Genomic DNA, 18,054 nt, shown 5'->3' with positions numbered 1-18,054 from the left:
GCCCCTCCGCCCGTTTCGGGACGCTCCCGGCAGGATGGCTCTTGAGCGGGCAAGGAGGGCAGGCGGGCAGGCGGGCTGGCGTGGCGCTCGGCGACGCACTAATTCAGGGGCGCGGGCGCACGCGCCGTGCGCCCCCTGCACACGCAAAGGAGGCCCCACCATGGCCGACCCGAAGGTGTCGATTACGTACTGCAACTCCTGAGGCTACAAGCCCCGGGCCGCCCGTGCGGCGGCCGTATTGAAGGACGAGCTGGACCTGGAAGCGGAGCTGAAGCCGGGCGCGTCGGGCATCTACGAGGTCGCCGTGGACGGCAAGGTGGTCATCAAGAAGCAGACGCTGGCGTTCCCCACCGAGCAGGAAATCGTGGACGCCGTGTCGAAGGTGCTGGGGCGGTAGTCCGCTGACGGAAAGCCCAGGCTCGCGGCCGGCACGTCCCTCACGGGCTTGCCGGCCGCGTCCGTCATGCACGGGCCTCAGGGCTTCTTGATGAACTTCAGCGCGGGCCTGTCGTTGCGCCCCTTGCCCGCGGACTTGAGCGCGGCCGGGTCCAGGCCGGACAGGTGCAGCGCCGTCGCGTACAGGTGGCCCGCGTCGGTGATGAAGCTGCTGGTGCTCTTGGTGCGGCCGGGGACGAGCAGGCCGGTGTCCGGGTCATACGCCGGGTCCAACGTGCCGTCCGGCATGAGGGGGATGCCCTCCAGGGACTTGCTGCCCACCCGTCCGAACTGCGTGTTGCCGCGCACGGTGCCGCCCAGGAAGGCCGCGCTGCTGACGCGCCAGTGCTGGCAGCAGTCCTGGGCCAGGATTTCGTCGTACTTCTGCGTGTCCGTCAGGCCGGAGTTGGCGAGGATGGACTCCACGTCGCCGGAGATGGTGCGGCCCATCTCCGAGGCGAGGACGATGGTGGTGAAGTCGTAGTAGCTCTTCCCCGTCGTCCCGTACGGCGTGGACTTGAGCTTCGACACCAGCGTCTTCAGCGGCAGCCAGAGGTTGCGGCGCATGGTGTCGCGCTGGTCCGCCTGGCCCTTGTTGCTCATGATGAAGCGGCGGTCCCGGTGCGAGTCGAAGTGGCGCAGGCCCCGGTTCTCGATGAAGAAGCCGATGGACAGCCCCTTCGTCATCAGCTCGTAGGTCATCAGCGCCTGCACGTTGGTGTTGGGCGTCTCCTTCGAGCGGGCGGGGTTGCCGTTGATGGACGAGGAGTCCGTGGCCTCGTCCGCCGCGGTGATGCCGAACTCGCCGCGCAGCGCGCTGTCGGTGAAGAGGGTGCGCGGGTCCAGGTTGATGGTGCCGCCCGCGGTGAGCGAGCGGTGGATTTCCAGCGCGGAGGCGAAGGCCTTCACCGACTCGCTGTTCTTCTCGTCGAGGAAGTTCTGCTGGAGGTTGTCGGTGAACTGGCGGATGCGCGCGTCGCGCTGGCCCTGGGCCACGCTGCCCAGCGAGGACAGGCGCTCGCGCATGGCGGCCGGCGTCTTGCCGTAGATGGTGTGCGCGTGCACCGGGCCCAGCCGCTCGTAGTAGCCGGTGCCGTCCGGGTAGGACGGGATGGACAGCTCACCGTCCGACAGCCACCGGTGCCACGACACGTGCGGCAGCAGGAAGCCGTTGCCGTACGCCTCGCAGAAGGCCTGCATGACGGTGCGCTCGTCCGCGTTGCGCTTGCCGGACAGCGACGCGCTGTACTTGCCGTAGTGGTACTCCCACCGGCCGCCCGAGTGGAACGTGTTGCCGTTGTGGCTGGACACCACCGCCAGGTCCGGGAACAGCTCCAGCCCGTCCTGCGCGAGGTAGCCGTACTGGATGTTGCCCTGCGTCTTCGGCGGGTCCAGCGGCGAGGTGCCGTAGCTCTTGGGCCGGTAGAGGTGCTGGCTCCACGAGGGGACGGGGCGCAGCTCGCCCGCGGGGATGACGCGGACGCCGTCGTTGGGCGTGTGGACGGGGTTGAACATGCTGTACCCGTCCCAGCCGCCCTCCTGGAACCAGTAGATGAGGAAGTGCGGGTTGGTGGCCTCGGCGGCGGCGGCCTCGGCCAGGCCCAGCTCCTTCTTCGTGCCCGGGACACCGAAGGCCCGGAAGAAGCGGAGCCAGTCCAGGGCGCTGATGGCGGTGCCGGCGGCGGCGCCGGCGAGGAATTGGCGGCGGTTCATCGCAGGTACTCCGGTGAGGTGGCGACGGCCTTGAGCACGGCCTTCAGGTTTCCACCGCTCTCCTGGCTGACGTCCCAGAGGCGCTTGTAGACGACGCGCTCGTCCTGCGTGTGGCGCATCTCCCGGCCGAAGAAGAGGGCGAACTGGGCATTGAGGGTGCGGCGCACGAAGGCCTCCTTCTTCACCGCCTGCGTGGCGAAGGCCTCCATGCCCTGGCCCTTGTACGCGTAGACGCCCACCAGCCCGCGGTCGCTGTCGTCCAGCGGCTTCCCCTCGATGTCGGTGGTGCGGTAGTTGCCCTCGTCGTCCCACTTGAGGCGCTGGTGCGCCAGCGGCGTGAGCGTCTGGTGGCAGGCGAAGCAGATGCTGTTGGGGTCCACCGTGGAGGCGGCCGTCGCGGCGCCGCGCATGTCGAACACTTCCGAGGGCACCTCGTACAGGGCGCCCATGAAGTCCGTCATCACCCGCGCCGCGTAGTTGTAGTGCGGCAGGCCGGGCTTGTTCTTGATGAAGCCCTTCATGGTGAGCACGCCCGTCTTCCCGTGCTCCGGCGTGCGCGCCACCTGCTGGAAGCCGTCATCCACCGAGTAGTCGCCGGTGAGCAGCTCCTGGAAGGGCTTCTCCTCCAGGACGAGGTGCGTCCACAGGCGCGCGGGCTCGTCCGTGTCGGGCGTGCCCTCGCTCTCCGTGCGCACCCGCATCCGCTGGAAGTAGTACGTCTGGAAGTCGGGCGACTCGAGGTACGCGTCGACCATGTCCTCCCAGGACTTCGCGCCGCTCTCCAGCGCGGTGAACTCGGCGGCGGTGGGCGGGCGGCCCGTCAAGTCCTGCGCCAGCTTCACCAGCAGCAGCCTGTCGCGCTCCTTGCCGCTCAGGGCCTCGTAGGAGGGCGGCAGGGTGAAGAGGAAGTCGGGGGCGCGCATCAGCCCCTCGCACAGGCCGCTCCACGCCTTGGGGAGGTTGGGCTCGAAGTCGTTGAGGTCCCTCACCAGCGTGTAGCCGTTGGCGCGCTCGGTGGCGGTGGCGGCGCGGAACAGCATGCGCCGGTAGAGGGTGTCCACCTTCGCCTTCGCCGCGTCCGCGCGCTGCGTGCCGGTGGAGGCCTCCGTGGGGCCGTACACCTGGAGCGCGTCCACGTGCAGGTTGCGGTCGCAGACGCCGGACTCGCCGTAGTCGTTGGTGAAGTGCACCGACAGCACGTGGCCGCCGGCCGCCACCCCCTGCGAGTGGACGAAGTCCGCGTAGGCCGTGTTGTTGGGCACGTCCCACTCCTTCACGACGACGCCGTCCACCTTGAGCTGCAGGTGCGGCAGGTCCGGGCCGCACAAATCCCCCTTCGCCTTCACCGTGAAGCGGTACGTGTTGCCGGTGGGGAAGGGGTAGGGCTGGGCCGTGGAGAGGCTGCCGGTGGTGTAGAGGTTCCACCCGGTGCTGCCCGACTTGCCGCCGGTGCTGGCCAGAATCTGCGTGCCGGCGGGGATGGTGCCGTCCGCGCGCGCGGCGGCCTCCATCTCGTACTGCTTCGTCGTGGGGGCGGGCACGTCCACCAGCGGCTGCGCCAGGTCCAGCCCGGCGAAGGGGCCCGTCTTGTTGGTGGCCGCCACGAGGCACACGTCGCGGGCCAGGTCATCCAGGCCGAGGAAGAAGTCCGCGGTGGCCGCGCGCGCCTCGACGAAGTGGTCCTTGTAGTCCACGCCTCCGAAGAGGCCCACGTTCTTCGCGAAGCGGTCCACGCCGCCGCGCACCCACGTGTCGTTGAAGACGGACTTCACCTTCCCCTTGAGCTGGTCGAAGCCGAGGAAGGGGTTGTCATACGTGGCGACCGCCGGACCGGTGTAGGGCTGGAGCAGGGCCGGGGGGAACTCCTCGTCCGGCTTCGCCGCGGGCTGGCGTGCCTCCACCGCCGCCACCTGGCAGGTGAGGCGGGCGACGTCTGCAATCTCCTGCTTGCTCCACGCCGGCTCGCCCCGGGGCATGCGCACCGCCTCGTCGAGCGTGACGAGGCGCGAGAGCAGCGAGCCGGACACCGGCTTCATGAAGCCGGCCGCGCGCGCGGCGTAGAACGTCTCCACGCCCTCGTAGCTCACCTTGAAGAGGCGGGCGGTGGTGGTGGCGTGGCAGGAGATGCAGCCGGACGTCTCGCGCACCATGGCCGGGTGCACCGTCCGCGCGAAGTCCTCCGCGATGCCCTGCAGCGTCACGCTTTGGGGGACGGCGTCCAGGTCGCAGTCCAGGGAGCCGTCCTGCTGCACCGGCGGGTCTTCGTCGCTGGGCCCGTCGCCCTGCATATCGAGGGACGCCTGGCCGTAACAGCCGGCGGTGGACAGCACGAGCACAGCGAGGGCACGGCACCACGGGCGCAGGGGGGATGCGCGCATGAGCCCTCCAGGAAGGGGGGTGGGGGGTGACCCAAGGGTCTCATGATTGTCGCGTTCTCAACCAGGGGGTTGCGTCTCGAAGCTCAGGAATTCCCGCAAGAACTCTGGAAATTTTCAGCCGAAAGCAGGGCGGACAGGTAGGGAGACAGGCGCTGGCCGAGTGCTCGCGGCCGGGCGGGTGGGGCCCCAGCTTGAGAGGCGAGGAGGTGACATTGATGGGTTGGCCAGACGCGGCGTCGCCGTTCGAGCGGCGCTCCATCGTTCAGGGCATGCGGGTGCGCGACGAGGACGGGAAGAAGCTGGGGCACGTGGCCCTCATCGGGCAGGAGCACCTGTACGTGCGGCGCTGGCCCTTCAGCTCGCACTGGACGGAGCTGCCGCTGTCGCGGGTGCGGCACGTGGCGCGGGGCGAGGTGCTGCTGGAGGGACGGAGCGCCGGACGGCAGGTGGCGGCGGACAGGAATCTGCACGGGGAGATTCCCACGCAGACGCACCCGCTGACGGAGCCGGTGGGATGGGGCGAAGCACGCTCGTGAGGCCGCAGCCGGCGGTGTGGACCCGGGCCCGCACTCGGGTGCGGCGCGGCACGCCAAAGTGTGATTCAAGGAGCGGCCATGTCTTCCTCCCTGTCCCCCATTGACGAGCTGTCGCAGAGGGTGTCCGCCGCGTTCGCGGATCGGACGAAGCTGAAGGATGCGGCCCACGTGGCCGCCGTGCGCGAGACGCTGGCCCGGCTGGACTCGGGCGAGCTCCGCGTGGCGGAGAAGGGCCCGGACGGGTGGAAGGTCAACGCCTGGGTGAAGGAGGCCATCCTCCTGTTCTTCGCGGTGTCGGAGATGCAGGTGATGGAGGTGGGCCCCTTCGAGTTCTACGACAAGGTGCCGCTGAAGAAGGGGCTGGAGGCGGCGGGCGTGCGCGTGGTGCCCCCGGGCACTGTGCGCTACGGCGCCTTCGTGGAGCGGGATGCGGTGGTGATGCCCGGCTACGTCAACATCGGCGCGCGCGTGGGCGCGGGTACCATGGTGGACACCTGGGCCACCGTCGGCAGCTGCGCGCAGGTGGGCAAGCACGTGCACCTGTCCGGCGGCGTGGGGCTGGGCGGCGTGCTCGAGCCGCCCACCGCGTCTCCGGTCATCATCGAGGACGGCGCCTTCCTGGGCAGCCGCTGCATCGTGGTGGAGGGCGTGGTGGTGGAGGAGGAGGCGGTGCTGAGCGCCAACGTGGTGCTCACCGCGTCCATGCCAATCATCGACGTCAGCGGCCCGGAGGAGAAGGTCTACAAGGGCCGGGTGCCCGCGCGCAGCGTGGTGATTCCGGGCATGCGGGAGAAGCAATTCCCCGCCGGGAAATACATGGTGCCGTGCGCGCTCATCATCGGTCAGCGCAATCAGTCCACCGACCGGAAGACGAGCCTCAACGCCGCCCTGCGCGACTTCGCCGTGCCCGTCTAGCCTGGAGAAATCCAACCGGGCCCACATTCCGTAGATAGGGTGGAGTGGGGTGGAATGTGACGATGAAGCACGTGGACGACATCCTGCCTGAGTGGGCGCTGGGCACCCTGGATGCCGGGGCCTGGGAGGCCGCCGAGCGGCACCTGGCCGAGTGTGCCCGGTGCCGTGCGGAAGCGGCCCGGCTGCTGCCCGTGCGTGAGGGTCTCACCGCGCTGGTCGTCCCCGTGGAGCCTCCGCCCGAGGTGCTGGCCCGGGTGATGGCGCAGATGGAAGGCCCGGGGCGGCTGGCCCGCTTCGCGGACCGCGTGGCCGCGTTCTTCGACCTGACGCGTGAGAAGGCGCTGGCGCTGCTGGAGTCCGTGAGCGACCCGTCCATGTGGATGCCGGGGCCGGTGGAGGGCTCGGAGTTGATGCCGGTGGAGACGGGGCCCGCGCGCGAGGGGACGCTGGCCGGCATCCTCCGGCTCAACCCGGGCGTGCGCTACCCGCGCCACACGCACCACGGCCGCGAGTGGAACCTGGTGCTGGAGGGCGGCTTCCGCGAGGACGACGGCCACGAGGTGTGGCCGGGCGAGGAGCTGGAGAAGTCGGAGAGCAGCGTGCACGGCTTCACCGCGCTGGACGGCCCGGCGTGCCTCTGCGCGTCCCTGCTGGAGGGCGTGACGAGCTTCGAGGAGGAAGCCGCTTCGTCCGCGTGAGCGGGCCTTGCGCGTCAGGGCTTCTCGCGGAAGACGGGCAGGCCCTTGCGCAGGCGGTCGAAGAGCTCGGCCCTGTCGAGCCGGGTCGGCTCTTCCTCCGCTTCGGCCTCGAACACCTCGTCGACGAACAGCGCCTTCAGGCGCTCGGGCACCCCTTCGCCGTAGCCCTGGCTGTACGTGTCCATGTCGAAGTGATGCTCGGCCTGGACGGACGCCATGATGCCGTGGTCGTCCTCGATGACGACGCGCGCGTGGATGGTGCGGGCTGCCAGCGTGTGGTCGTTGTAATAGGTGTAGACGACGTCGCGCGCGTGGAGGTCTCCCTGGATGTTGATCTCCCCGTCCGTGTAGAGCGCGTGGCAGCGCACGTCCCCGAGCACGTTGACCTTCGAGTCGTTGTCCTGGTCCTCCAGCACGCCGTGGACGGTGAGGTTGCCCGTGACACCGAAGGTCCGGCCGATGTCGAGGTTGCCGTCCACCTCCAGGTCGCCGTGGTGGAAGAAGGGCTGGTCCAGCCTCAGCGGGCCCGCCAGGCGCAGGGGCCGCGGCGGCTCACCGAGCACGTCCCCCAGCGCCGTCAGCAGGGCCAGCGCCCGCTCGGGCTCGCCGTAGCCGTGGATTCCGGTGACGAGCTCCTGCGCCGAGTCCACCTCGTGCTCGAAGGGGAACCGGTTCTTCGGCACGGCGGCGCGCAGCGCGGCGCTGTCGACGGGGATGGGAGCGAACGGGTCCGCCTCGTTCCGGGCGTAGGGGACGCGCGGCTGGCCCCCGGCGCGCTCCAGCAGGGCGATGAGGGCCTTGAAGCCCGCGGTGCGGTTGTTGGCCTTGACCCAAGGCTTGTCGCGCTCGCGCAGCGCGAGGCCGAGCGGGGTGCGGCCGAGCAGGTCGAGCGGATTCACCTCGGCGCCCCGCGCGAGCAGCAGCTCGGTGATGGGCGCAAATCCGCGTGAGGCCGCGCTGTGAAGCGGCGTCTGTCCGCCGTTGTCGCGCGCGTCCACCGGGGCGCCCGCGTCGAGCAGCTCTTTGTAGAGCGCCGCACCGCTGAGATAGAACGCTGCCGAGCGGGAGTCCTTCACGTCGGAGGGCACCGTCGCCCCCGCCGCGCGCAGCACGGCGATGAGCTCCAGGGCGTGCGGCTCGTAGGCGGTGTCCTCGTTGAGGGGGACGGCGCGGAGGAGCGGTGTCTTGGCTTGCTCGTCGCGAGCATTCGGGTCCGCGCCCGCCTCCAGCAGTGCGCGTACCACGTCGATATCGGGGCGCGGGTCCGACTTCGCGTAGGGCGCGTTCACGGCCAGGTGCAGCGGCGTCGAGCCATACTGGCCGCGCCCGTTCACGTCGGCACCCTGGGCCAGCAGCGCGCGGACGGCTTCCACGGTCAGCTCCGCCTTCCATCGGCGTTTGTCTTCGCACAGGGCGAGCAGGGCCTGGGTCGCGTTCTCGGACATGCCACGGGATTACACCACTGCCCCACCGGGTGTCCCGCCCCTGTCACACGCCGCTCACTCGGGCGCGGGGCCGACTGCATTCCGGGTGGCGCGGCGGTATGGTGCCCGCCGCATGTCTTCCCTAGACTTGGCCACCCGGCTCGCTCACACCACGCTCGAGCTGTGCCGCATTCCCAGCCCCATCACCCACGAAGGCCCCATCGCCGACCACGTCGAACGTTGGGCCCTCCAGCACTTCAAGCGCGACGAGGTGTTCCGCGTCGGGCACACGCTGCTCCTCGGACACCTGGAGGACGCGCGTCCCACGGTGGCGCTCATCGGCCACCTGGACACCGTGCCCGCGCACCCGAGCGACCAGGGCCGCGAGCCGCGCATCGAGGGCGAGCGCATCTTCGGGCTCGGCGCCTCCGACATGAAGGGCGGCCTGGCGGTGATGATGGCGCTGGCCGAGGACCTCCGCCGCGACACGCTGCCCGTCAACCTCGCCTTCCTCTTCTACGAGCGCGAGGAGGGCGCCTACGCGGAGAGCGGCCTCATTCCGCTGTTCGCCCAGCGTCCGGACCTGGCGCGGGTGAAGTTCGGCATCGCCATGGAGCCCACCGACAGCGTGGTGCAGGTGGGCTGTGTCGGCTCCATGCAGGTGACGGTGCGCTTCACCGGGCGCAGCGCGCACTCGGCGCGGCCGTGGCAGGGGGAGAACGCCATCCACAAGGCGGGGCCGTTCCTCACGGAATTGCTCGGCCGCCAGCGCGTGGAGGTGGATGTCGCCGGCTTCCCCTTCTACGAGGTCATCAACGCCACGCTGGCCAAGGGCGGCCGCGCGCGCAACGTCATCCCCGAGGCGTTCGAGCTGAACCTCAACTACCGCTTCGCGCCGGGCAAGAGCATCGAGCAGGCGAAGGAGGACGTGCGGGCGCTCGTCGCGGGCCGCGCGGAGGTGGAGTTCACCGACGCCTCGCCCAGCGGCCCGGTGGCGGCCGGCAATCCGCTGTTCAAGAAGCTGCTGGCGCTCACGGGCCTGCCCGCCGCGTCCAAGCAGGCGTGGACGGACGTGGCCCGCTTCGGCGAGTGGGGCGTGGACGCGGTGAACTACGGGCCCGGTGAGACGGCCCAGGCCCACCAGGCCAACGAGAGCGCGCCCATTCCGCCGCTGGCCGTGGCGTACGAGAAGCTCGCCGCCTTCCTCCAGGGGGCGGGCTGACGCCGTGAGGCACCGGGCCTGGCGCTCCGGCCCGGTGTGACGGCACCCCCGGGGGTGGGCCTACAATCCCTCCCCATCATGGCATCGAGCCCTTCCGTGTCCCGGCCCTCGTGGCTCTCGCGATTCGTGCCCGGGGGCGTCCCACGACGCTGGCTCGGGCCCGCGCTGGTGCTGGCCGGCTACACGGTGCTGGTGCTCGTATACACCGCGCAGCTGTCCGTCTACCGCGCGTCGCTGGGCGAGCCCTCCGGCTTCGGCGAGACGTTCGTCGTGGGCGCCGTCGAGTGGTACAGCTGGGCCCTCCTCACCCCGTTCATCCTCGCCGTCGCGCGGCGGGTGCGCGCCACCGGACGGCCCTGGCCCGTGCAGCTCGCGCTCCACCTGCCACCGGGCCTCCTCTTCGCCGTGGCGCACATGGCCCTGCACGCGGGGCTGCGCCACCTGCTGCTGACGCCCGTGGGCGGCTGGCCCGCCTCGTGGTCGTACTTCACGTACATGCTGTCGAAGACGACCGACTTCGACCTGCTCATCTACCTCTCCGTGGTGGGGCTGGACGCGGCCGTGCGCTACTCGCGGCAGGTGCGCGAGGAGGCCGTGCGCGCCTCGCAGCTGGAGGCCCAGCTCGCGCAGGCGCAGCTCCACCTGCTGCGCAGCCAGCTCCGCCCGCACTTCCTCTTCAACACCCTCCACGCCATCTCCGCCCTCATGCACCGCGACGTGGAGGCCGCGGACCGCATGGTGGGCCAGCTCAGTGAGCTGCTGCGCGCCAGCCTGGAGCGCGACGGCCGCCACGAGGTGCCCCTCTCGGAGGAGCTGGACCTGCTCGCGCCGTACCTCGACATCGAGCGCACCCGCTTCTCCGACCGGCTCCACGTGGAGGTGGACGTGGCCCCCGAGGCTCGCGACGCGCTGGTGCCGCCGCTCCTGCTCCAGCCGCTGGTCGAGAACGCCATCCGCCACGGCATCGCCCCTCGCCGGGGGCCCGGGCGGGTGTGGGTCCGGGCCTCTCGCTCCGGAGCGCGGCTGTCCGTGGAGGTCCGGGATGACGGCGTCGGGCCACCGTCCTCCGGACTGGAGGGGCTGCGCGAGGGCATCGGGCTGGGAAGCACGCGGGCCCGGCTGGAGCGGCTCCATGGGGCCGCGCACTCGATGACGCTGGAGGCCAATGCGCCGCGCGGGTTCTCCGTGTCCCTCTCGCTGCCCTACCGGAGCGCCCGGCCATGACGGTCCGCACCCTCATCGTCGATGACGAGCCCCTGGCCCGCGAGCGGCTGCGCACCCTGCTGGCTCCGGAGACGGACCTGCACCCGCTGGCCGAGTGCGGCGACGGGCAGGAGGCGCTCTCCGTCATCGCCCGCGAGCGTCCGGCGCTGGTGTTCCTCGACGTGGAGATGCCGGAGCGGGATGGCTTTGGCGTGCTCGCGGAAGCGGCGGGGACGCCTCCGCCCGTGGTCGTCTTCGTCACGGCGTGGCCGCAGCACGCGGTGCGCGCGTTCGAAGCCGCCGCCGTGGACTACCTCCTCAAGCCCTTCACGGTGGAGCGCTTCCGGCGCACCCTGGCCCGCGTCCGCGAGCGCCTGGCTTCGCCCCCGGTGGACTTGAAGCAGCAGCTCCAGCACCTGCTCCAGGAGCTGCGGCCCGTGGCTCCGGGCGCCGAGCGCCTGGTGGTGAAGTCCGGCGCGCAGACGTTGCTCGTGCCGGTGGAGGACATCGACTGGGTGGAGTCCGCCGGCAACTACGTCACCCTGCACGTGGGCCGTGAGGAACACCTGCTGCGCGAGACGATGGCGGAGCTGGAGGCCCGGCTCGCCTCGCGCAGGTTCGCGCGCGTCCACCGCTCGGTGCTCGTCAACGTGGACCGCATCCACTCGCTGTCACCCACGCTGTCCGGGGACCACCGGCTGCTGCTGCGCGACGGGCGGGAGCTGACGCTGAGCCGGACGTACCGTGCGCGGCTGGAGCAGGTGCTCGGTCATCCTCTTTAGGGAGGCTCGGCGCGCCGCGTCCCGTCACCCGGGGCATGCGGCTCGTCCCTTCCTGCCGCGCCTCGTCCCAGGAGCGCCCTTTCCGCCGGGCGCCTCCGTAGCTTTCCGGGCGATGGAGGCCAGAGCGCCTCCCGGGAGGAAGACATGCGGCGCATCATCTTCGTGGGACTGCTGGGACTCGTCACTGGCTGCGCGGCCGGGCGGGCGGGGCAGGGGGGCGCGGGGCGCACGGTGCAGGGGGCCTCGTTCGCCGCGTCCGCCGTCTCCGTCATGCAGGCGTATGACCTGGAGAGCCGCTTCCACGAGGCCACGGACCTGGGACGCTTCGCCATTGAACGGGCCCGGCTGCTGAAGGACGCCGCCGGTGAGGCCCGCCTCCAGGCGGAGCTGGGCCGGGTCCTCTCGCGCCAGCTCCGCCATGAGCCGGGGATGAAGGAGGCCGACGTGCTCGCCGTCCTCCAGCGCGCGCGGCAGCTCGCGGAGGACTCGGGGGACCGGAGCGCGCTGGCCGCCGCGCTCGATGCCCACGGCATGTTCCTCTACTGGAACAAGGTCGTCGCGGGACGAGGCGAGTGGGAGCCCATTGTCGCCCTCTTCGAGCGGGCCCATGTCCTGGCCTCGGAGGCAGGGGATGCCCGGGGTGCCACCGAGGCCCTCTTCCACCTGGGCCTCACCCGGCAGTTCCAGGGGGATGCGGCCGGAGCGCGCGGCTTCTTCGAGCGCTCGCTCGCGCTCGCACGGGAGTCCGGAGACGCGCTCATGCAGTCGTATGACCTGCGTCACCTGGCCGACCTCTTCGAGAAGGACGGGGACCTGGACACGGCGCTCGCGTGGCACCGGGAGTGCCTGCGCCTGCGCGAGCAGGTGGGCTTCCGCACCGGTCAGGTGTTCGCGCTGATTGCCGTGGCCCAGGTGCTCACCCTGCGCGAGCCCCGGAGTGACGAGGCGCTCGCCGCCGTGCAGCGGGCGCTGCGCATGGCGGAGGAGGTGAAGGACCCGGCGAGCCTGCGCGAGTCCCACGCCGCCCTGGGCCGCGTCCACCTGCGCCGCCAGGATGCCGCGTCCGCGCTCCCGCACCTGGAGCAGGCCATGGCCAACGCCGAGGCCCACCAGGACTGGCTCACGCTGGCCGATGTGCAGCTCGACGTGGCGCGGACACATGCCCTGCGGGGCGATACGGCGCGCGTCGAGGAGTGGGTCCGTCGCGCCTGGGACGTCGCGAGCTCGCGCGGGCTGAGCGTCGTGCTCGCGGACGTGGAGCAGCTCGGTCGCGAGCACGGCATCGCGCTTCGCTGAGCGGCGCCGCGCGTGTCATTCGTCCGCTGTCGTTCATCTTCATGGGTTCGCTGCACTGCGCGTGAAGGAATGGGCGTACCCTGCTCTGGCATCACACGCTGTCTTCTCTTCCGGAGCCGATTGAATGACGAATGAGACCCTCGTGAACTCGCAGATCACCGACGCCGTGGCGTCCACCCCCACCACCGGCACGGGAGGCACCACGTCCACGCGGCGTCGCGGCACCTCGGCGCGCCGGACCACCCGCAAGACCTCCACTCGCGCCGCCGGTGCCCGGAAGGGCGCGCGGAAGACCTCCGCGAAGCGCGCCACCACGCGGGGCAAGACGGCCGCCCGCGGCAAGACGGCCACCCGCAAGAGCGCTGCTCGCGGCAAGACGGCCACCCGCGCGACGGGCCGTGGCGCTCGCAAGGCCACCACGCGCAAGACGGCCGCCGCCGGGAGGACGGCTCGCAAGACCACCGCTCGGAAGACCTCCGCACGAGGGGGCGCGCGCAAGAGCGCCGCTCGCCGCACCACCAGCCGCAAGAGCTCGCGCCGCTAGCGTGCCGGCGGGGTGCGTGGGCTTCGCCCCGTCCACCCGCCACGAGAGCGCGCCGCTGGCATGCAGGCGCCAGGGCTGGGGGCGGGCTTCGCCCCGTCCCGCCCCGCGCCACCCGCAGCCGCTGGCATGCAGGCGCCAGGGCCGGGTGCGGGCTTCGCCCCGCTCCTCCCCGCGCCACTCGCAGCCGCCCGCTGGAAACACGAAGGGCCACGGGTCGCGGACATTCGCCGCGCACCGTGGCCCTCGAGCACGCACGGGCGCCCCAGGGGCGCGCCCGGCGCTCTTGCGCCGACTACCGCACGAGGACGCCCGCCGAGAAGCTGTCCGTCAGCATCTCGTTGGTGGCGCTCGCCGTCACCTTGCACGCCGTGCCACCCACGCCCGCATCCGGAGTCACCCAGATGTAGTTGCTGTAGCAGTTCGCGTTCTGGGTGCACGTGTCGTAGTTCTTCGTCACGGTGCCGCAGGAGACCGTCAGGTTCGAGCTGCGGTTGCCAGTGCGCGTGCCGTAGTCGATGGGGAACTCCAGGTAGTACTCCTGGTTCGGAGCCACGTTCGGCAGGTTCGCCGTGGAGTTGAAGCGGTAGATGATGGTGAACGGCATCGAGCCGCTGTTGTAGATGCCCATGGCGTAGATTTCCGGCCGCTGGATGTACTCGCCATTCACCTGCGCGCCGCCCGTGCCGCCATCCGCGCCACCCGAGAAGACCACCACGGACAGGGATTCGTACACCGTCTGGCCGCGCGCGATCACCTCCACGCTCAGGGTGCATGCGCCCGGAGCGGAGCTCGCCCAGGACGTCGTGGCCGAGGTGCGGTTGGAGAAGAAGCTGGAGGGGCAGTCGCTCGACCAGAAGTAGGACAGCGTGTCGCCGTCCAGGTCCGTCGCCACCACGGACAGGGTGATGGCCTGGTTGACCTGCGTGCTCGTGCTGGAGGCCGTCACCGAGCGGATGTACGGCGCGATGTCCGGCTGCGGGTCCGGCGGCGTCTGGTCATAGATGCGCATGGAGACGGCCGCCGTGGTGTTCGCCACGATGTTGACCGTCGCGGTGCCGGTGGCCACCAGCGTCAGGCTGCTGCTGCCCGCGTCCGTGCCCGCGTCCGGCGTGCCGCCGTCGTTGGTGCCCACGTAGGCATAGCCATTCGCCGTCAGCGTCTGCGTGCCCGTCGGCAGCACCAGCGTCCCGGTGAAGGTGCCCGCGTCGGACGAGTACGCCAGCGCCTTGGTGACGTTGGCCGGGTGCGCAGTCACCACCATGGACTGGATTTCCCAGGCCGACAGCCCCTTCACCGACACCTGCGCCTCGCCCTCGAGACCGGGCTGCTCCTCCGGCGGGTTCCCCTCGGTGTTGCCTCCGGACGAGCAGGCCGCCAGCAGTGCGCTCATGCTGACCAGCGCGCCGACGACCCACGTGAATCTCTTCGACATGACTTCTCCTCCGCTTGGGTATTCCCTCGTGCGCGCCTCCCCAAAACAGGCGCGTACGGGGCGGGTGCTTCTCGCGGAGAAGAACGTCGCATGAACCGGCTTGTCGCAAAAGACACGGAAGTGCCGGGTCGGAGGGTGGGCTCCGACCCGGCCGGGCTTCCGGACGCCGTCGCCGGACGTCAGCGCTTGAGGCGCAGGAGGAAGAGGTCCCCCCGGGCCGCGGAGCGACGGCCGGGGCCGAAGTCGCTGTCCCGGTCCGTGTGGCCGAAGAAGATGGCATCGCCTCCCGGCAGCACCGCCACGGTGGGCATGGCCTCCAGGCCAGCCAGCTCACCCCGGGGCTTGGGCGGGTCCGACAGGAAGAGGCGGGTGGCCACCACCGCGCCGGTGGCGTCGTAGCGCAGGGCCACCGGCTGGGAGGAGCCCATGCCGTCCGAGCTGGCGGCGCCGTCCTCGATGCGGTTGTAGGTGAAGCCTCCCACCACCACCTCGCCCGAGGCGTCCACCGCGAGCGCGCCCACCTGGAGCCCGTCACCCAGGTTGCGGCCCCAGCGCTCCTGGCCACCCGCCTGCGTGGAGATGAGGAAGGGGCTGTAGCGGTAGGGGTGGCCCTGGAGCTTCTTCCCCGCCCAGTCCACGGTGCCCAGGAAGGGCCCGGTGGCCACCACCTCGCCCGCGGTGTCCAGCCCCACCGCCGTCACGGCGCCGCGTGCGTGCCGCAGCGCCTTGGCCCACGTCAGCGCGCCGTCCGAGTAGAGCGCCAGGAAGGGGCTGCCGTCGCGGGTGGACTCCACGTGCTGGTTGCCGAAGCGCACCGCGCCCACGTAGCGGCCGCCCACCGCCATCCGCCCGCGGCCGTCCACCGCGAGGGTAATTACCTCCACGGTGTCCTCCTTCCCGTCGGGCCTGCCGATGGAGAGGGAGTGCTCCGCCTTCCCGTCCGCCGAGTACGTCACCACCACGGCGCTGGAGCCGTTGAGGGCCACCAGCGCGCGGCCCTGGGCGTCCACCGCGAGGTCCGCCACGGTGAGGCCGTTGCCCGCGGGCGTGCTCGCCCAGACGAGGTTGCCATTCGCATCCATCCGGGCCACGAAGGCGCCGTCGCCCAGCTCGCGCGTCTCGAAGTCCAGCAGGCCCGTCACGTTGCCCGCCAGGAAGAAGCCGCCCGCCGGGTCCACGGCCACGTGGGCGCGCACGTCGGCGTGCAGCTCCGCGGGCGTCTCGGGCGCGCGCACCTCGTAGGTCCGCTGCCAGCGGGTCTCACCGTCCGCCGAGCGCCGCGTCAGCACCAGGGAGACGCGGTCATCCGTCCGGGTGCGGGTCTCCAGGTCATCGATGCCGTGGACGGCCACCGTGAGGATGTCGCCGCTGGCGTCCACCGCCGCGTCCAGCGCCAGGTCGTCCTGCGGCGTGCCCTCGCGCGCCACCCACAGCGTGGCGCCCGGCCCCGGCGGGGGCGGCGGTGGCTCCGTCACGGGGTCCTGGCTGGTGTCCGGAGGAGGCTCCTCCTGGGGTTGCTCGACAGGCGGCGGGAGGTCGCCACCGTCGTCCGGAGTCGGCTCGGGCGCCGCGGAGCAGTCTCCTCCGAGCGTGTCCGTGCAGTCTCCCGTGTCAGCAGGCGCGTGCGCCTCACCGCTGCTGCAAGCCGTCACCATCCCCATCCAACCCAGCACCGTCATCCCGATGACGGTCCGGGCCCAACGCCACCCCAGCCCCAGACGCATGATGAAACCCCCTCCGCCGAGGAGGAGGGTCCGCATGCCACACGGTGCGAGCAACAAGGGGCTCGACGTCTGCCCGCCTGCCCGCTTCGCCGCGCGGGGCCGCCGCATCCGAGTGGAACGAACGTTCCTTAGGATTCAACAGAACGCGAGACGGGTTGCGCATAGATGCTCTTGCGCAAGAAGCCTGCTGCGGCCAGTGTGCCTGCCTGTTCTTCAGCCCGGCTGCCTCCGCTTCCAGAGGAGTATGAGTCAGCGCAGTTGGGGGACACCCGTCGCACCCAGAGGTTGGTGGCCATTGCCGAGCGGCTCGCGCCTGCGCCCGGCACTAGCTTTCCGGAAGCCTGCCGAGGCGCGGCGGAGCTGGAGGGGTGCTACCGCTTGCTGAGCAATAAGAAGGTGGAGTGGGCGGACGTGCTGGCGCCCCATATCGCGCAGAGTCTTGCGCGCTGCCAGGCCGCGGCAGCGCAGGGCCGCCCCGTGGTCGTCGCTCACGACACCACCAACGTGCGGTTTGTGGGCAGTGAGGCGGGCGTGCGCGAGGGGGTGGGGACGCTCAACCGAGGCGAATCCGGCTTCGAGGCCCACCTGGCGCTCGCCTGCAGTCTACCGTCGCCTGAGCACGTGCTGGCGCACCCGTTGGGCGTTGTCGGACTGCACCCCCACGTGCGTCCTGTGCGCCCCAAGCGCACCACTGCGCAGCAGAAGAAGGAGAGCCAGGCACGCCCGCAGGCAGAGCGTGAGTCGCAGATGTGGCAGACGCTGGCGCACACCGTGCAGCAGCGGTGCACCCAGGCCAGCGTGCCCCAGGTGGTGCACGTCATGGACCAGGAGGCCGACAGCTTCCGTCTCTTCTACGAGCTGACCCAGCATGACTGCGCCTTCGTCATCCGCACTCGCTTCAACCGGCTGGTGGACGCACTGGGCTCTGAGACGGACCCGGCCCGCCACCTACACGCCGCACTCGAAACCGCACCGACACTGCTCACCCGAGAGGTGTCGCTCGGGGCGGTCAAGGCCCGGTGGAAGGGCCGCAATGGGGGCGCGCCCGCCAAAAAGCAGCCCGCACGGCAGGCGCGCACCGCGCACCTTGAGGTGCGTGCCCGAAGCGGGTTGGTCCTGCACGCCAGCGAGTACTCCCAACGCGATGCGGACGTGCCCTCCACCCTGACTCTCAATGCGGTGGAGGTGGTGGAGCCGCGGCCTGCCGAGGGCCAGCAACCGGTGCGCTGGGTGCTGCTGACGACGCTGCCGGTGGACACCCCGGAGGCTGTCGCGCACGTGGTGGATTGCTACCGGGCACGCTGGAGTGTGGAGGAACTCTTCAAGGCCCTCAAGACAGGCTGTGCCTTGGAGAAGCGTCAGTTGATGAGTTTGCACGCGCTGCTCAACGCCCTCGCACTCCTGCTTCCGCTGGCCTGGCGCCTGCTGGCCCTCAGAACCTTGGCGCACCAGTCCCCCACCACTCTCGCTACGGACCTCTTCAGCCCCGACGAGCTCGCGTTGCTGCGCCATCTCTCGGTGCGCGTGCACCTCGGCCCCAAACCCACCTGCGGTGAGGCACTCCTCGCCCTGGGCGGGCTGGGCGGCCACCTCAAACACAACGGACGCCCCGGGTGGCAGACGCTCGCGCGCGGCCAGGACAGGCTCACCACGGCTCTAGAGGGATGGCTGGCTGCTCGGGCCGCTCCAGAGTTCTGTTGAATCCTAAGGAACGTTCCTTCCACCGCACCCCGCCGCGCCACAGGTGGGGCG

Annotated in this window: 16 protein-coding genes; 11 read left to right on the top strand and 5 right to left on the bottom strand. The window is 71.0% G+C overall.

Annotated features, from left to right (window positions below):
- Nucleotides 1-160: 160 nt before the first annotated feature.
- Nucleotides 161-397: a SelT/SelW/SelH family protein gene (locus ACX9TP_RS43950; protein ID WP_482976677.1), complete on the top strand. Its 237-nt coding sequence runs from the start codon at nt 161-163 to the stop codon at nt 395-397.
- Nucleotides 398-474: 77 nt separating this feature from the next.
- Here the strand turns inward: ACX9TP_RS43950 and ACX9TP_RS43945 are convergent, their stop codons facing one another.
- Together ACX9TP_RS43945 and ACX9TP_RS43940 are read right to left on the bottom strand one after the other, a co-directional pair.
- Nucleotides 475-2,148, bottom strand: a complete 1,674-nt coding sequence (locus ACX9TP_RS43945; protein ID WP_482976676.1) for a DUF1501 domain-containing protein — start codon at nt 2,146-2,148, stop codon at nt 475-477.
- Entirely contained in the window at nt 2,145-4,526 is a 2,382-nt protein-coding gene (locus ACX9TP_RS43940) for a carbohydrate-binding domain-containing protein (RefSeq protein WP_482976675.1), read from the bottom strand. Before ACX9TP_RS43940 ends, ACX9TP_RS43945 begins: the two co-directional genes overlap by 4 nt.
- Nucleotides 4,527-4,741: 215 nt before the next feature.
- Here ACX9TP_RS43940 and ACX9TP_RS43935 point away from each other — a divergent pair, with 215 nt between their 5' ends.
- The 3 genes from ACX9TP_RS43935 to ACX9TP_RS43925 all read left to right on the top strand — a co-directional run bounded on the left by ACX9TP_RS43935 (nt 4,742) and on the right by ACX9TP_RS43925 (nt 6,675).
- Entirely contained in the window at nt 4,742-5,062 is a 321-nt protein-coding gene (locus ACX9TP_RS43935; protein WP_482976674.1) for a hypothetical protein, read from the top strand.
- A gap of 78 nt (nt 5,063-5,140) precedes the next feature.
- Entirely contained in the window at nt 5,141-5,977 is an 837-nt protein-coding gene (locus ACX9TP_RS43930; RefSeq protein ID WP_482976673.1) for a 2,3,4,5-tetrahydropyridine-2,6-dicarboxylate N-succinyltransferase, read from the top strand.
- Between the two features lie 62 nt (nt 5,978-6,039).
- Nucleotides 6,040-6,675 carry a cupin domain-containing protein gene (locus ACX9TP_RS43925; RefSeq protein ID WP_482976672.1) on the top strand — a complete coding sequence of 212 codons (636 nt, stop codon included), beginning with the start codon at nt 6,040-6,042 and terminating at the stop codon, nt 6,673-6,675.
- Nucleotides 6,676-6,689: 14 nt separating this feature from the next.
- Here the strand turns inward: ACX9TP_RS43925 and ACX9TP_RS43920 are convergent, their stop codons facing one another.
- Entirely contained in the window at nt 6,690-8,120 is a 1,431-nt protein-coding gene (locus ACX9TP_RS43920) for an ankyrin repeat domain-containing protein (protein WP_482976671.1), read from the bottom strand.
- 112 nt (nt 8,121-8,232) lie between these two features.
- Between ACX9TP_RS43920 and dapE the strand changes: the two genes are divergently transcribed.
- The 5 genes from dapE (at nt 8,233) to ACX9TP_RS43895 (ending at nt 13,146) form a co-directional block, all read left to right on the top strand.
- A complete protein-coding gene (gene dapE, locus ACX9TP_RS43915; protein WP_482976670.1) occupies nt 8,233-9,321 on the top strand; it encodes a succinyl-diaminopimelate desuccinylase in 1,089 nt (362 codons plus the stop codon).
- Between the two features lie 78 nt (nt 9,322-9,399).
- On the top strand, nt 9,400-10,545 hold the full coding sequence (locus ACX9TP_RS43910) for a sensor histidine kinase (RefSeq protein ID WP_482976669.1): 1,146 nt from the start codon (nt 9,400-9,402) through the stop codon (nt 10,543-10,545).
- Nucleotides 10,542-11,306 carry a LytR/AlgR family response regulator transcription factor gene (locus ACX9TP_RS43905; protein ID WP_482976668.1) on the top strand — a complete coding sequence of 255 codons (765 nt, stop codon included), beginning with the start codon at nt 10,542-10,544 and terminating at the stop codon, nt 11,304-11,306. Before ACX9TP_RS43910 ends, ACX9TP_RS43905 begins: the two co-directional genes overlap by 4 nt.
- 144 nt (nt 11,307-11,450) lie before the next feature.
- On the top strand, nt 11,451-12,602 hold the full coding sequence (locus tag ACX9TP_RS43900; RefSeq protein ID WP_482976667.1) for a tetratricopeptide repeat protein: 1,152 nt from the start codon (nt 11,451-11,453) through the stop codon (nt 12,600-12,602).
- Nucleotides 12,603-12,726: 124 nt separating this feature from the next.
- The gene (locus ACX9TP_RS43895; protein ID WP_482976666.1) at nt 12,727-13,146 is read left to right on the top strand and encodes a hypothetical protein; all 420 of its coding nucleotides are present in this window, start codon (nt 12,727-12,729) and stop codon (nt 13,144-13,146) included.
- A gap of 292 nt (nt 13,147-13,438) precedes the next feature.
- Here ACX9TP_RS43895 and ACX9TP_RS43890 read toward each other — a convergent pair whose 3' ends face one another.
- Complete coding sequence (locus ACX9TP_RS43890; RefSeq protein WP_482976665.1) at nt 13,439-14,578, bottom strand: hypothetical protein; 1,140 nt, start codon at nt 14,576-14,578, stop codon at nt 13,439-13,441.
- Between the two features lie 179 nt (nt 14,579-14,757).
- Nucleotides 14,758-15,462: a hypothetical protein gene (locus ACX9TP_RS43885; RefSeq protein ID WP_482976664.1), complete on the bottom strand. Its 705-nt coding sequence runs from the start codon at nt 15,460-15,462 to the stop codon at nt 14,758-14,760.
- 1 nt (nt 15,463) lies between these two features.
- Here ACX9TP_RS43885 and ACX9TP_RS43880 point away from each other — a divergent pair, with 1 nt between their 5' ends.
- Together ACX9TP_RS43880 and ACX9TP_RS43875 are read left to right on the top strand one after the other, a co-directional pair.
- On the top strand, nt 15,464-15,820 hold the full coding sequence (locus tag ACX9TP_RS43880) for a hypothetical protein (protein ID WP_482976663.1): 357 nt from the start codon (nt 15,464-15,466) through the stop codon (nt 15,818-15,820).
- Nucleotides 15,821-16,590: 770 nt separating this feature from the next.
- Nucleotides 16,591-18,003, top strand: coding sequence for an IS4 family transposase (locus ACX9TP_RS43875; RefSeq protein ID WP_482976662.1), 1,413 nt, complete (start codon nt 16,591-16,593; stop codon nt 18,001-18,003).
- The last annotated feature ends 51 nt before the right edge of the window (nt 18,004-18,054 follow it).

Source organism: Pyxidicoccus sp. M15 (assembly GCF_056858435.1).
This window is presented reverse-complemented; position numbering and strand designations above follow the sequence as displayed.

Excerpts from the sequence above, each read along its gene's own strand:
- ACX9TP_RS43920 (WP_482976671.1), bottom strand. The coding sequence starts at position 8,120 with ATGTCCGAGAACGCGACCCAGGCCCTGCTCGCCCTGTGCGAAGACAAA.
- ACX9TP_RS43935 (WP_482976674.1), top strand. The coding sequence starts at position 4,742 with ATGGGTTGGCCAGACGCGGCGTCGCCGTTCGAGCGGCGCTCCATCGTT.
- ACX9TP_RS43895 (WP_482976666.1), top strand. The coding sequence starts at position 12,727 with ATGACGAATGAGACCCTCGTGAACTCGCAGATCACCGACGCCGTGGCG.
- ACX9TP_RS43945 (WP_482976676.1), bottom strand. The coding sequence starts at position 2,148 with ATGAACCGCCGCCAATTCCTCGCCGGCGCCGCCGCCGGCACCGCCATC.
- ACX9TP_RS43905 (WP_482976668.1), top strand. The coding sequence starts at position 10,542 with ATGACGGTCCGCACCCTCATCGTCGATGACGAGCCCCTGGCCCGCGAG.
- ACX9TP_RS43925 (WP_482976672.1), top strand. The coding sequence starts at position 6,040 with ATGAAGCACGTGGACGACATCCTGCCTGAGTGGGCGCTGGGCACCCTG.
- ACX9TP_RS43930 (WP_482976673.1), top strand. The coding sequence starts at position 5,141 with ATGTCTTCCTCCCTGTCCCCCATTGACGAGCTGTCGCAGAGGGTGTCC.
- dapE (WP_482976670.1), top strand. The coding sequence starts at position 8,233 with ATGTCTTCCCTAGACTTGGCCACCCGGCTCGCTCACACCACGCTCGAG.
- ACX9TP_RS43940 (WP_482976675.1), bottom strand. The coding sequence starts at position 4,526 with ATGCGCGCATCCCCCCTGCGCCCGTGGTGCCGTGCCCTCGCTGTGCTC.
- ACX9TP_RS43900 (WP_482976667.1), top strand. The coding sequence starts at position 11,451 with ATGCGGCGCATCATCTTCGTGGGACTGCTGGGACTCGTCACTGGCTGC.
- ACX9TP_RS43890 (WP_482976665.1), bottom strand. The coding sequence starts at position 14,578 with ATGTCGAAGAGATTCACGTGGGTCGTCGGCGCGCTGGTCAGCATGAGC.
- ACX9TP_RS43910 (WP_482976669.1), top strand. The coding sequence starts at position 9,400 with ATGGCATCGAGCCCTTCCGTGTCCCGGCCCTCGTGGCTCTCGCGATTC.